This is a genomic window from Vibrio rotiferianus (genome assembly GCF_002214395.1).
Taxonomy (GTDB): domain Bacteria; phylum Pseudomonadota; class Gammaproteobacteria; order Enterobacterales; family Vibrionaceae; genus Vibrio; species Vibrio rotiferianus.
In genome coordinates this window covers 711,097-725,570 of record NZ_CP018311.1, presented here as the reverse complement: position 1 = coordinate 725,570, position 14,474 = coordinate 711,097, and the positions used below count along the sequence as shown (strand labels likewise).

Here is a 14,474-nt window from a genome sequence, read left to right as displayed (position 1 = left end):
TTATGTGTTTAAATTTAGTTAAATTACATCTGTTGATAATCACTAATATTACAACGCCAAGTCATATATAGTGATTGAAATCGCAAAATTTTATTTTCCTAATATTTGTTTTTCAATAATAGCAGTCTAAATCACACAATTTTAATGATTAGTTTCAATAATAACCAAATCTAATATCATCAGCCTCGTGGTTTAAAAGTGATTAAAGTCTCGAAATTTAATTTCGATAAAATAAGTCTTTTAATAATGAACATATAGTCACGAAATTTGTTTTTTGAATTTTAAATATTAATTTCCTTTGTAATATCTGTACCTGTCGTTTTTAAAGAACAAATAAGAGATATTCCAAATGAATCGTTTAGTAATTGGTGTTAGTAATTACATGCCAGAAGATTTTAGTTTATTGTCTGAATCTCTGGATGAAACCTACAATAGATCCCTACAACCATTAGATCATGTTGAATTAACAGATGTTGGCGCAGCTATTATTACCTCTACAGATATTAAAGCTGGTCTACATAAAGCAATTTCTGAAACTGGCTATGGCATTCCTGTATTCCTAGTTATTGATGAAACTCCAGTTTCAGCAGAAGATTATGTTTGGTTGACAGGTGTGATTGATTTAGAAAGACAATCAATCGAGTACTACTGTCGTCAAATCAATGAAGCGGTGACTAAATATGAAAGTCGTTTGCTTCCTCCATTCTTCAAACAATTAACTCACTACGTAGATATGGGTAACTCTGCGTTTGACTGTCCTGGGCACCAAGGCGGCCAGTTCTTCAAGAAACACCCAGCTGGTAAACAGTTCTATGATTTCTTCGGTGAAAACCTGTTCCGTAGTGACTTATGTAACGCCGACGTTGATTTAGGTGACTTGCTTATCCACGAAGGCTCTGCGCACCAAGCTCAAGCACACGCAGCGAAAGTCTTCAACTCAGATAAAACCTACTTCGTACTAAACGGTACTTCAGCGTCAAATAAAGTGGTATGTAACGCGTTGGTGACCGAGGGCGACTTGGTGATGTTTGACCGTAACAACCATAAATCAAACCACCATGGTGCGTTAATCCAAGCAGGTGGTACGCCAGTTTACCTAGAAACAGCGCGTAACCCTTGGGGCTTTATCGGTGGTATGGACGAACACTGTTTTGATGAAGAATACATCCGAGCTCAAATCGCGAAAGTATCACCAGAGCGTGCTCGTGATGAACGTCCATTCCGTCTAGCTATCATCCAGCTTGGTACTTACGACGGTACTATCTACAACGCACGTTACGTGATGGATAAGATCGGTCATCTTTGTGACTACATCTTGTTTGACTCTGCTTGGGTTGGTTACGAGCAATTTATTCCAATGATGAAAGACTGTTCACCACTGTTACTGGATCTGAAGCCGGAAGACGCAGGTGTACTTGTAACTCAGTCTGTTCACAAACAACAAGCTGGCTTCTCTCAAACTTCGCAAATCCATAAAAAAGATGCGCACATCAAAGGACAGGCTCGTTACTGTAACCACAAACGCTTCAACAACGCGTTTATGATGCATGCATCAACATCACCATTCTATGCACTGTTCTCTGCACTGGATGTGAACGCGAAGATCCACGACGGCGAAGCAGGTTTACGTTTATGGCGTGATGCTGTGAAGACAGGTATCGAAGCGCGTAAAGAAATCCTTAAGAGTTGTGAACTGATCCGCCCATTCGTACCAGCTGAAATTAATGGTAAGCCATGGGGCAGCTACGACACTGAAGAAATCGCATCTAACAAAGAGTTCTTCATGTTTGAACCAAACGCAAAATGGCACAAATTTGAAGGCTACGGTGAAGGTCAGTACTTCGTTGACCCATGTAAACTGCTGTTAACGACAGAAGGTATTGCTGAAGATGGTGGTTATGCAGACTTCGGTATTCCTGCAACGTTGTTGGCTAACTTCCTACGTGAAAACGGCATCATCCCTGAGAAGTGTGACTTGAACTCTATCTTGTTCCTTCTAACTCCAGCAGAGGATATGGGTAAGATCCGTCACCTAGTGGCACAGATCAACCGCTTCGAAAAATTCATCCGTGATGACGCGCCATTAAGCATTGTACTGCCACGCGTGTTCGAAGCGAACAAAGAACGTTACCGCGGCTACACCATCCGTCAGCTATGTCAAGAAATGCACGACATGTACAAAGAGCTGAACGTTAAAGAGCTACAAAAAGCGATGTTCCGTAGCGAATACTTCCCAACAATGGTTCACAAACCAGATGTTGCAACCCGTAAATACTTCCGTGGTGAGTGTGACTATGTATCACTGAAAGAAGCAAGCGGCCGCGTCGCATCAGAAGGTGCGCTTCCTTACCCTCCAGGCATCCTATGTGTTATCCCAGGTGAGGTTTGGACTCAACAAGTTGTGGATTACTTCCTATCACTTGAAGAGGGCATCAACCGCTTCCCAGGCTTCGCTCCTGAAATTCAAGGTGTTTACCTAGAAGATGTCAATGGTCGCACTACTGCACACTGTTACGTCCTAAAAGATTAATCTACCCCGTTCGCACCGAGCCATCAGGCTCTGGTGCGAACCGTTTATTCGTGGAGAATAATTTATGAGTACTGAAACTAAAAAAATGTCGGTGGTGCAGTTAACCATTTTGACATTCATTAACATGGCGGGTTCGGGCATCATCATGTTGCCAAGTAAGTTGGCGCAAGTGGGCACGATCTCGATTCTATCTTGGCTGATCACTGCGGCAGGCTCACTAGCTTTGGCGTATGTATTTGCAAAATGTGGTCGCTTTAGTAAGCGTGAAGGCGGTATGAACGGTTATGCCTCTTATGCGTTTGGTAAATCGGGTGCATTTATGACCGGCTGGACCTATGGTTTGTCACTACTGATTGCCAATATTGCGATCGCGATTACCTGTGTCGGTTATGGCTCTGCTTTCTTTGAAGTGACGTTATCACCAGTTGAAACGTGTTTGTATACCATCGCTATCCTTTGGATTTGTACCTTTGCTAACTTTGGTGGTGCAAAGATCACGGGTCAAATTGGTTCGTTCACTGTGTGGGGCGTTATCCTTCCGGTTTGTTCTTTGGGTATTGTTGGTTGGTTCTACTTTAGCCCAACAATGTACGTTGAAGCATGGAACCCACATCACCTACCATTTGGTGAAGCGGTAAGTGCATCTATCGCGATGACTCTTTGGGCGTTCCTAGGTCTAGAATCAGCGTGTGCTAACTCAGAAGCAGTAGATAACCCAGAAAAGAACGTACCGATTGCAGTATTGGGCGGTACATTAATTGCGGCTGTGGTTTACATTGTTTCGACTAACATCTGTTCTGGTATTGTAGCGAACTCTGAACTAGCAGCATCAACAGCGCCATTCTCAACGGTATGGACAGTGATGCTAGGTTCTACTGCTGGTAAAGTGGTTGCGGGCATGGCAGTACTTGCTTGTGCAGGTTCACTACTAGGTTGGCAGTTCACTATCGCTTCAGTATTCAAATCTTCTTCAGATGCAGGCTTCTTCCCTAAACTGTTCTCAGAAGTTGATAAACGCGGTACGCCTATCAAAGGTATGGTAGCGATCACTGTGATTCAATCTGCATTGTCTTTGATGACCATCTCACCAACATTGAACGAGCAATTTGAAGCGCTGGTTAACCTAGCGGTGGTAACTAACGTTGTTCCTTACATCCTATGTATGGGCGCAATCTTCATTATGCAGCAAGTGGCTCATGTGCCTGAGCGTGAAATGAAGACGACAAACATTATCGCTCTGATCGGTTCAGTATACAGCTTCTACGCACTGTACGGTTCTGGCTATGACGCAATGATGTGGGGCTCTATTGTAACCTTCCTAGGTTGGAGCGCTTACGGTTTGATTGCATCGAAACACGAACCTTTAGCTAACTAAGCTTTTCAATCGAGCCTTCCCATACGCGGTGTGGAAGGCTCTTTTGTTTTATTTTTAGGGAGACCACCTGATTACTCGCCATTCATAACGTGAAAACTCATTTTTGACATTTGGAGGACGAAAGATGATTAGCCAACCTGTTAAAATCGGTGACGATACCGTCGTAGTCATTCCAAGCGTGATCCTGAGTGAACTCGGGATAAGGGAAGGGGACACCCTCGAAATTGCGCTCAATAAAGACAAAATGGAAATTAAGAAAATGGTACTGAAAACCAACTCTCCAACCGATTCAAACCAAGACGATGAGAATTGAGTGAGAGAATTGAGGTTTGTCGGATACACTACTGGTTTCGTAAATTGGCGCTTGCCGCTGTCTTTGAACTATTGATAATTACAAGAAGAGGTCTGGTACTATGCAAGGTATCCTCTCTATACAATCGCATGTTTCTTTTGGCCATGCTGGTAACAGCAGTGCTGTTTTCCCAATGCAACGCATGGGTTTCGAAGTGTGGCCTATTCACACTGTTCAATTTTCTAACCACACCCAATATCAAGAAGGTTGGACGGGTCGTGCGTTTTCTGCTGATGACATCAACGAGTTGGTTCGTGGCCTTAGCAATATAGGCGCCCTGGACAAATGCCAGGCAGTGCTTACGGGCTATCAAGGCAGCGCAGAGCAGTGTCTTGCCGTTGCTGAAACGGTCGCTAAAGTGAAACAAGCTAACCCAGAAGCTCTGTATGTGTGTGATCCGGTAATGGGCGCTCCTGACAAAGGCTGTATTGTTGCTCCGGGTATCGCAGATCATTTATTGACTCGTCTAATGCCAATGGCTGATGTGATAGTCCCTAACCAGTTTGAACTGTCTCAATTTGCAGAGATGGAAATCCATACCTTGGATGATGCGATTGAAGCTTGTCAGCGCGCATTAGCAAAAGGTCCCAAAGTGGTATTGGTGAAACACCTGTACTGTCTGTCCGATACGAGCTTCAATATGTTATTGGCTACGCAGGAAGGTACTTTCCTTGCTAAGCGTCCTCAATTTGAATTTGAAAAAGCACCAGTAGGTGTTGGTGATTTGATTTCAGCGATCTTTACCGCAGGCTTGTTAAAAGGCTGGACACCAAAACAAGCGTTCCAGCATTGTCATGATGCTTGCTATGGCGTATTGAATACGACTCACCAAGCCGGTGAGTGGGAGCTGCAAATCATCGCGGCACAACAAGAGTTTGTTGAGCCTAGCGAGCATTTCCCATTAGAAGAAGTTGCATCAAGTAAGTAGCTTTGAGTTTAAATAAAAAAAGGGGGCCAATTGGCTCCCTTTTTACATTTTGTATGCGAGTACTATTGCGCTTTTTGCTGTTCTGCTTTGCAAACTGCTGCTGTGAAAATAACGTCCGTTGAGCTGTTTAGTGCAGTCTCAGCCGAGTCTTGAATCACACCGATGATGAAGCCAACTGCTACAACCTGCATTGCTACGTCGTTTGAGATACCAAACAGACCACACGCAAGAGGAATAAGAAGTAGAGAACCACCGGCAACACCAGATGCACCACAAGCTGATACAGCAGCCACGATGCTTAGCAGTACTGCAGTCATTAGGTCTACTTCAATGCCCATAGTGTGAACGGCAGCTAGGGTTAAAGTAGTGATGGTAATTGCAGCACCAGCCATATTGATGGTCGCGCCAAGAGGAATTGAGACAGAGTATGTGTCTTCGTCTAGTTTCAGCTTCTCACAAAGCGCCATGTTAACTGGGATGTTTGCAGCACTTGAGCGAGTAAAGAATGCGGTTACACCACTTTCACGTAGACATTGGAACACCAGTGGGTAAGGATTCTGCTTTGTCTTTACAAAAACAATCGCTGGGTTAACAACTAGAGCGATGACCATCATTGCGCCGAGTAATACAGCAAGAAGGTGAGCATAACCTGCAAGTGCACCAAAGCCTGTCGTAGCAAAGGTAGAAGCCACTAGGCCAAAGATACCAAATGGAGCAAGACGAATAATGAAGCGAACAATGTGAGAAACGCTGTGGCTTAGATCTTCGAATACTGCTTTAGTTGTCGCTGACGCGTGGTGTAGTGCAAGACCAAGACCGACACCCCATGCAAGGATACCAATGTAGTTTGCTTCTACTAGTGCATTTACTGGGTTATCAACCAGTTTGAAGAGTAACGTTCGCAATACTTCAGCAATGCCTTGAGGTGGCATTGCACCTTCAGCACCGGTTACCAGAGTTAGATTGGTAGGGAAAAGGAAGCTCAGAACCACGGCGGTCAGTGCTGCGAAGAACGTACCCATCAGGTATAGAACCACAATTGGGCGCATGTAAGTGTGCTGGTTTTTCTTTTGGTTCGCAATTGAAGCGGCAACCAAAATAAACACCAAAACTGGAGCGATTGCTTTTAAAGCGCCTACGAATAGGCTACCGAGTAATCCTGCGCTTTCAGCGTGCTCAGGGGCAATCGTTGCGAGCAACGTACCGAGAACAATACCGACGAGGATTTGGAGAACGAGGTTACCGCGAGCGTATCGGGCAACGAGACTGTTGTGTTGCATACATCATTCCTGCAATTTGATTACTTATCCTGTTTTTATAAATCCAGCCATTTTCTTGCTGAATATCACATATCTTAGCTTGGTAATATTTTGTGTCTAGTTTTAGTTTGTTTTTAGTTTAAATGTTTGCTCAATGTTGATTTAATTGATGTTAAATGTTGTAAAGTGTTGTCTGTTATGAAAGGTGTGATTTTATAAAGTTATAAAAAAAGGAGGCGTTAGCCTCCTATGTTCTATGGTTTTTCTGGATGTAACAATCTAGTAACCTTGTTGTCGTTTACGCTTTTCACCCACAACATTGCGCACCATTTTTCCGAACTGTTTGTTCTGCGCTCGCTGCTTAGCGAGAGTCGCACCATTATGGGCTTGTTCTCGCAATAACTTCTGGTAGTTGGTAAAGCGGCGCAACTCCAATGAACCACCTTCAATTGCGGCTTGAACCGCACATCCAGGTTCGGTTTGATGTTGGCAATCATTGAATCGGCAGCTTTCTGCTAGCGCTTCAATATCAGCAAAAGTTTCGCTGACCCCTGCTTCACTGTCTGCCAACTGGATCTCACGCATTCCCGGTGTGTCCATTAGGATTGCACCAGAGGGCAGTAGATGGATTGAACGAGAGGTTGTAGTGTGTCGACCTTTGCTGTCATCTTCGCGAATACCACCAGTTGCTTGTTCTTGCTCGCCAAGTAGGGTGTTCACTAAGGTGGACTTTCCTACCCCAGAAGAGCCGATGAACGCAACGGTCTGGCCTTCGCCACACCAACTCATCAATTTGGTAACGCTCGATTCATCCAGACCATTAACGCTTTCTACCATAAGCAGAGGATCAAGCTTTTGTACCTGAGCTTTAAGCTCATCAGCATCGTCACATAAGTCGGCTTTTGTCAGCACAATGACGGGCTCGACGTCGGATTCATTGATGAGTGCTAAGTAACGCTCAATTCGGCTAAGGTTAAAATCGTGGTTGAGTGAACACACGATAAATACCGTATCCACGTTTGCGGCGATAAGCTGCTCGGCTACTTTACTGCCCGCGGCTTTGCGACTAAATAAACTACGGCGTTCAAGCAAACGAGAAAACTGTTGCTGGTGGTTTAATATTACCCAGTCGCCGACGGTCATGCTGGGTAGCGAGGCTTGGATTGGTAAGTGGGTTTCGCCTTGTTCGCTAACCACGACATAGCCACTACGATGGTGAGCAATCACTCGTGCAAAGAGTGTGTCTTCGTAATCGTCTAACGTCAGTTGTTGTTGAAAAAATGGTTTCCAACCTAATAGTTTTAGTGGGTTAGGTTGAGTAAGTAGTGATTCACAAAAAGAATGTGTTTTATTCATTGTTGAATTATCCCGGGCGCAACAAAGCGCCTTAATACAAATCGCATTAGGGTCTAATTCGCATAGAGTTGACCCCGGTGAAGACCGGGCAAAGAAGGGAGGTGTTGTGGCTTAGCCACGAGAAAAAGTGGACGTTTACCCTTTCGCTGCCCAGTTAGTGTTTTTCATTACAATCATCATATTTCCTCTTGGTTGGTGAGTTAACGGCCGGAGTATAGCGGCTGTGATTCGATTCTTACAACTCCTTTGCGTTTTTTTAGAGCGATACGTGTTTTATTCGACGTTCTTCCATCTCTTGCGAATAAGTATTGGCTTTTACGCCATAGATAATTTGGATATGTCGCTCATCAATGATCACCACACCATGTGCCCCGTGTGCTTTCAATGCTTTTTGATTCACGATAGCAGTGTCTTTTAGAGTTAGGCGTAACCTTGTCGCGCAAGCACCGGTTTCCACCAAATTATCCATGCCACCAATAGCGTCAATGATGGTATCAACGTCCTGTTCCAGATTTGGATTCACTTGCGTCAGCATTTTAAATACGCGAGAAAGGGCTTTTAACATGGTGAGAAACTCGTTTGGCAGCAAAGCCTTGTTTATATCTCAGCTGCGGTCTATTGACTCTGATTTAGAACACAAAAGTTAGCATTGGGAAATGGGAGGGCAGCTTATGTTTATTGATAGGAGAAAATGTTGGGGGAATAAAAAAGCTCCTCATACAGAGGAGCTTTGGCTTGATGTACCGAGCAAGAATCAGTGGTGATGTTCGTGCTTTTTCATTCCTGCCATGACTTTCTTCACTGGAGCGGTAAAGCTTTGCTTTTGACCGTTGCCGTAAGTCACAGTGACTTCGATTTCGTCGCCTTCGTTAAGTGGCTTTTTAAGGTCAAATAGCATGATATGCAGGCTGCCCGGTTTTAGCTCTGTGGTTTCTTTTGCCGTTAATGTGATGTGGTCTACCTGACGCATCTTCATTACGTCACCTTCTTTAATCACATCGTGCAGTTCGACTTTACCCGCTGCTTGTGTTTCTGCCGCGACGATATTGATGTCTTCTTGGCTACGGTTAGCAAAAGTGACAAAGACCGCACTAGTGACAGCGCCTGGCGCCATTGCTCGCGCATACGGCTCATGTGGCATCACGTTGAGATTCGCTTGTGCCAAAGGGCTTAGAAGTAGGGCGGAGAGTGCCAACGTTTTGATTGCATGCTTAGCTTTCATTGGTTTTTCCTTCTGCAGTCAGTTTGGTTATCGCCTCGACAATTGGTGCAGGCGTTAAGGTATGCGGCACTTTGGTGATGAGTGTGCCGTCAGGCTTTAAGAAATAGAAGTAAGAACTATGGTCGAGCGTGTATTTCAGCTCTGAGCCTTCGAGTTCCGTTTTACGGAAAATAACACCGTACTTGTGGGCAAGTGGAGTTGTCACCTCGAGTGGCGCTGACAAACCTTCAATCATAGGGTGGAAGTAGTGAGCATATTTCGCTGACGCATCTGCTTCGTCGCGTTCTGGATCAAGCGAGATGAACATCGGACGTAGCTGGGATTTTTGTGTATCGTCAATTTGATTGAGTGCGCCTGCCAGCATAGCTAAAGATGTTGGGCAAACGTCCGGGCAGCGTGTAAAGCCAAAATAAACGATGCGAATACGATCATCGCTGGTATCGAAGATATCGACGGGTTTCTCGCCTTCACCAAACAACACGCTTTGCTCCGTCGAGACTTGCTGTTTTTTCTCGACGTCTTTTTGTCCGTCTAGGTAAGTTTTAGCGCCAAAGCCGAGGACAAAAGCCACCACGAGAAAGAGAGACCAATTACGGCTCATATCAATTCCTTATCTTTGCATTTTTAGGGCTGGATAGATGGTGTCTTTGCCATCTGAAAGCTCACCAACCCACGTCATTGCATCGTGTGTACAAACGGGCAATATCACATCACCCACGAATTTACCTGGCGCCACTTTCTTCAGCATGAATTTTGGCTCGCCCATTTCCATTTCTCGCCCAACCAAGCTTAATACAAGCTGATCGGCGTCGCTGTCTTGCCATTCGACTTCGAGCTTCGCTGGGATCAAAGGTTGAGCAGTATCGACGCTGAGCGTCATCGCAACATCATTTTGGATGCAAGGGTCGGTAGAAAGGAAACAGTATTCATCGAGCGATTTAGGCTCGGGTGCTGAGGAAAAATTTTTGATGAGGGTAGGCGCGTAAAAGCCGGCGACCAGCGCCACGGCTATCCCTGCGATTTGTAACACTTTCATTAAGATTCAGTACTTATCACTTAACATTGAGTGCATCCTAGCACAGATGGCATATATGAAAACTCGTGACTTCGACAAACTGTGCACTATACCCAGTAACCTAGTTTTGAATTGAATCGGGGATATGTACTTGAACCCACACCAATAAAAAAGCGGAGCCCTTGGCTCCGCTTCTAAAATTACTGACGTGCAATTATGGTTATTTGTCTGAGTCTGCAAACTTCTCTAAACCAAGTACCAGCGCGATTGCTGCCAGCATCATCACGACAGCCAACACAAGTTGTGAAGGTTGAGAAGTGATGTGCTCAAACTCAAATGGTGACAGGTTATTTTGCAGTAGTGGTACTTGCTCGCCTTTCGAGTTGGTGCGCCATGTTAGCGTCTCTTTCCAAGGCCAAATCTTTGGTAGCGTGCCGATCATCAAGCCCGTTAGGAACATCAAGGTTAAATCGCGGAATTTGCGTAGTAACCAAGATAGTAGGTGAGAGAAGGACAGAAGACCAACAACACAGCCTACAAGGAACAGCGCAAGGATATCAATTTGGAAGCCTTTAACCGCACCTAAAACGGGAGTGTACATGCCGATCAACAGCAGAATAAAGCTTCCAGAGATACCCGGTAGAATCATTGCACAGATCGCGATAGCGCCAGCAAGAATGGTGTTGATCGCCGTTGGTTCCATGTGGAGTGGTTTAAGTACAGTGATACAGTAAGCGAAGCCAATTCCAACCAACAGCGCAATAAAGCGAATAGCATCACGTTGTTCTACTTGGCGGATGATGTGATATACAGAGACCAAGATTAGGCCGAAGAAGAATGACCAAATTGGGATTGGGTGTGTTTCCAGCAGCCACGTGATCAGCTTTGCCAACGTTGCAATACTGGTAAGGATGCCCGCAAACAATGAGATTAGGAAGAAGCCATTAATGTGATTAAATGCGGCTTTGAAGCCTTCTTTTCTCCAAATTGAAAAAAGAGAAGGGTTAATGCGACGGATACTCTCGAGCAAAGTGTCATAAATACCAGTTATAAATGCGATGGTGCCGCCTGATACGCCTGGTACGACATCAGCAGCACCCATGGCTATCCCTTTAAAGAAGGTAGTTAAATAGTTCATTTCTCAAATACTAAGTCATGTAAGTGGCAGTGAGTATACAAACATTGATGTCAAAAAAGTATGAATTCATATTCAATTTCTTGTAGGGATGTGTAACTAGATAAGATGGCCTAATTCTGATGAGTTAATTATCATCACTTTAGCGTTGTTGCATGTTGCAATTTCATTTCGCAACCTTGTTTTGCATAATGCAATTATTGGAGAGGAGAAATGATTTGATATGCGACCTTATACCCAAAAATAGCACTTCAAAAGTTGGCACGCTTAATGCATAATACTTTTCGACCCTTCTTAAGCCGAGGGTCACCTAGCCAACTGACGTTGTTAGTGAATAAAATTTGTTCACAATATATATAAGCCAATCGCACTAATTGCGGTTGGCTATTTTTTTGCCTGTTGTATCCCTAGTCATCTTGAGGTTACTTGGGTATATATGTACAACGTTTCTTACGTGCTTTGCAATTTGCACTTTTCAAAGATTATTGAGTAATAAAAAAGGGCTGACGCATTACGCCAACCCTTATGTTTACGCTTTATTTAATCCGCTAAATCAGTAACCCATTAGTTGCAACAAGTTCTCAGCTGTCACGATTGCTTCCTTACGGTTGGCAATATTTAGCTTTTGGTACAAGTTGCGAATGTGAGTCTTGATAGTCGTGCCAGCGACATCAAGTTCTTGTGCGATTTGCTCATTACTAAACCCTGAGTAAATCAGGCCAAGTACCTGCCATTCACGTTGAGTCAGTGGGCTCGTACGGACCAACTCTGGTACGTTCGGGTGGTTCACCAGTTTCTCAATAAAGTCTTCATCAAAGTGAATCGAGCGACTGCGCTGGTTTGAAGAAATGTCTTTCATCAATTGCTGAGCGCGATGGCGTTCTAGATCGCCTAGCTCATGACGTAGGCTGAGCTTTTCAAGTAGACCACCAATGGTTGCGCCATCAATGAGGAAATTACCCACCATGCCTGTTTGATTGGTCATGACTAACGCTTCTTTAAGTAGCGTTTTTGCTTTCTCTTCATCTTTTTGCTTAGCCGCCAAAACTGCGTCAACCACTAAGTTGCGATTAGTGTCTGTGATCAAGTTTGCTCGAGATGCTTCGCTTTGTAGGAAATCAAGCGCTTGTCGAGCGTCATCATACTGGCCTAAATTGATATGGGCACGAACGATGTTTCGCCACTGGAGTTGAGAGAAATGGTTGCATGCGGACTCTGGTTTCACTGCCGAGTTTAACCATTCTTGAATTGCTTCAGTGTTCCCACGTGCTTGCCAGAACAAAATCAGAGATAACGAGGCGTTTGCCATCCAATCTACGTGATAAGTCGATTGTTTCATCAAATGCTGCATGTGCTCGATGAACTTGCCTGCCTTATCCAGTTCACCACGGCCAATAGCGATTCGTGCCAGCATTGAGTAACTGTGTAAGTGCTTACTCGGTGAATGGCTTTCTAGAATTTGTAGGCCTTTGTAAGCGCACTCTTCGGCTTCATCTAGGCGGTTCCAGCACCACAGCACTTGTGCTCGGATACGAAGTAAGAACTCATGCAAAGGAACATGTTGCAGTTGTTGATCTTCAATCAAGCGGAAACCTGAGTCTTGCAATTCAAATGCAGCTTGAACATAGCCTTGAGCAATTAAGATTTCGCTTTGTTGCAGAATAGCCCAAAGTGCTTGATGGTAAACTTGATATTGACGCGCCAGCTTTTCTGTTTGCTGCATCATAGGTAAAGCACGGTCGAGTTTACCGAGCACGTGGTTTACTTCACCCACGACTGAAGTTGCAACAATGCGGCTACGATAGACTGTGTGGTCTAACTGACTTAATGCCAATTCTGCGAGTTCAAGCGCATGTTCTGGTTGGTTGCTGTTAATGGCAACTTGAGCAAGTAGCGCGTTGGCTTGTCCTTGATAATGAATATCCAGTTCAATGTCGCGTTTACTGTGCTCTTCTTCTGCTTCCGCTAGTAGCTGACCGACTTGATTGTAACGGTGCTGACTTTGTGCCAACCACGCTCTTAGCATGGTGAGTTTAGGGTGACTGAATAGCAGGTCGCTATCTAGTTGATTAATGGCTGACTCTAGCGTGCTTAGCTCACCTTGGTTAAACATCTTCCAGCCAAACTCGTTAAGAATTTCGACAACGAGATCTTTGTCGTTCGATTTTTGAGCATGATGAATCGCTTGGTGAGGCGCTTTCTGTTGCAGCCACGCGACGGCAGCATTGCGGTGAAGATCTTTTTCTTGTTGAGGAATGCGAGCTAAACGTTCGTGAGATAAGAATTCTGCAAACAAGTTATGGAAACGGAACCAATTATGCTCGCCTTCGAGTGGGTAGATAAATAAGCCGTAACGGTTTAATGACTCGATCATCCCCAGCGCATCTTCACGTTGTGTTAGGGCAAACACTAGTCCGTCGTTGAAGTGATCAAGGACAGATACTTGCATTAAGAAATGACGCGTTTCTGAATCTAGCAAGTCGAATACTTCTTCAACGAGGTAATCCCATAAGTGGGCATGGTTAAACTGAGACACTGATTCGACTGTTTGCGCCAGCGTGCGATTTTGGTGCTGGGCTTGGAGGGCAATCAATTGAAGTGCTGAAGGCCACCCCTCTACATAGGTACGTAGGTTATTTGCGGTGTCCTCATCAATCCCGTCCTCGATTCGTTGATTGAAGAAGCGAGTGGTCTCTTCGATATCGAACGCCAGCATTTCATTGCCAATTTCGATCATCAGGTCGCGAACACGTAAGTTTGCGGTACCCAAAGGAGGATTTGCGCGACTGGTTACGACGACAGTAAGGTTATCTGGCATGTGCTTGAGGAAGAATCGCATGGACTCGTGGACTTCATCATTAGTGATTAGGTGATAGTCATCCAAAACGATGTAGCATTCTTGTTGGAAATCGGCCATTTCAGCGAAAACTTCACTGTATAAAGAGCGCAATGATGAAAACTGGCGCTTCTCCGCCAGTTTCTGAGAGTTCGAGCAGTTGTGATTAGTTGCTTTATTCAGTGCTTGCAAAAGGTAATTGACGAAACGAAAACCATCATTATCACTGTCATCTATGCTGTACCAGCCAACATTTGGCTTATCTGATAGCCACTGAGCAGCCATAGTGGTTTTTCCGTAACCTGCTGGTGAACGAAATAAAACCAGCTTATAAAAGGGCGCTTGTTGTAGTAGGTCCAATACTCTTGGGCGAACAATGGCATTATGCAATCGTCCTGGGCGAGTAAGTTTAGAAGGGATCCACATTTTATATGTCCTTTGTTTATGCGTATCTAGCAATCAATCC

Annotated in this window: 12 protein-coding genes; 4 read left to right on the top strand and 8 right to left on the bottom strand. The window is 44.6% G+C overall.

Translation table 11 applies throughout. From position 1 onward, the window contains the following. Positions 1–349: 349 nt before the first annotated feature. From speF to pdxY, 4 genes are all read left to right on the top strand, one after another. Positions 350–2,530 carry an ornithine decarboxylase SpeF gene (gene speF / locus BSZ04_RS03445; RefSeq protein ID WP_010450596.1) on the top strand — a complete coding sequence of 727 codons (2,181 nt, stop codon included), beginning with the start codon at positions 350–352 and terminating at the stop codon, positions 2,528–2,530. Positions 2,531–2,594: 64 nt separating this feature from the next. Continuing rightward, complete coding sequence (gene potE, locus BSZ04_RS03440; protein WP_010450598.1) at positions 2,595–3,905, top strand: putrescine-ornithine antiporter; 1,311 nt, start codon at positions 2,595–2,597, stop codon at positions 3,903–3,905. Between the two features lie 124 nt (positions 3,906–4,029). Continuing rightward, entirely contained in the window at positions 4,030–4,218 is a 189-nt protein-coding gene (locus tag BSZ04_RS03435; RefSeq protein WP_045390668.1) for an AbrB/MazE/SpoVT family DNA-binding domain-containing protein, read from the top strand. Between the two features lie 100 nt (positions 4,219–4,318). After that, entirely contained in the window at positions 4,319–5,185 is an 867-nt protein-coding gene (gene pdxY, locus BSZ04_RS03430; RefSeq protein ID WP_088879535.1) for a pyridoxal kinase PdxY, read from the top strand. 62 nt (positions 5,186–5,247) lie between these two features. Here pdxY and sstT read toward each other — a convergent pair whose 3' ends face one another. The 8 genes from sstT to malT form a co-directional block, all read right to left on the bottom strand. Beyond that, entirely contained in the window at positions 5,248–6,465 is a 1,218-nt protein-coding gene (sstT, locus tag BSZ04_RS03425; RefSeq protein ID WP_010450605.1) for a serine/threonine transporter SstT, read from the bottom strand. Between the two features lie 258 nt (positions 6,466–6,723). Next, the gene (gene rsgA, locus BSZ04_RS03420; protein WP_045390671.1) at positions 6,724–7,800 is read right to left on the bottom strand and encodes a ribosome small subunit-dependent GTPase A; all 1,077 of its coding nucleotides are present in this window, start codon (positions 7,798–7,800) and stop codon (positions 6,724–6,726) included. 256 nt (positions 7,801–8,056) lie between these two features. Continuing rightward, on the bottom strand, positions 8,057–8,365 hold the full coding sequence (locus BSZ04_RS03415) for a PTS sugar transporter subunit IIB (protein ID WP_010450608.1): 309 nt from the start codon (positions 8,363–8,365) through the stop codon (positions 8,057–8,059). A 189-nt stretch (positions 8,366–8,554) separates the two neighbouring features. After that, entirely contained in the window at positions 8,555–9,022 is a 468-nt protein-coding gene (locus BSZ04_RS03410) for a copper chaperone PCu(A)C (protein ID WP_045390674.1), read from the bottom strand. Beyond that, a complete protein-coding gene (locus BSZ04_RS03405) occupies positions 9,012–9,623 on the bottom strand; it encodes an SCO family protein (RefSeq protein WP_010450612.1) in 612 nt (203 codons plus the stop codon). Before BSZ04_RS03405 ends, BSZ04_RS03410 begins: the two co-directional genes overlap by 11 nt. A 9-nt stretch (positions 9,624–9,632) precedes the next feature. Then, positions 9,633–10,058, bottom strand: coding sequence for a hypothetical protein (locus tag BSZ04_RS03400; RefSeq protein ID WP_010450614.1), 426 nt, complete (start codon positions 10,056–10,058; stop codon positions 9,633–9,635). A gap of 199 nt (positions 10,059–10,257) precedes the next feature. Next, a complete protein-coding gene (locus BSZ04_RS03395) occupies positions 10,258–11,175 on the bottom strand; it encodes a polyprenyl-phosphate transporter (protein ID WP_088879534.1) in 918 nt (305 codons plus the stop codon). A gap of 550 nt (positions 11,176–11,725) precedes the next feature. Further along, positions 11,726–14,434 (bottom strand): HTH-type transcriptional regulator MalT, encoded by a 2,709-nt coding sequence (gene malT, locus BSZ04_RS03390; protein WP_045390683.1) that lies wholly within the window; start codon positions 14,432–14,434, stop codon positions 11,726–11,728. Positions 14,435–14,474: the final 40 nt, after the last annotated feature.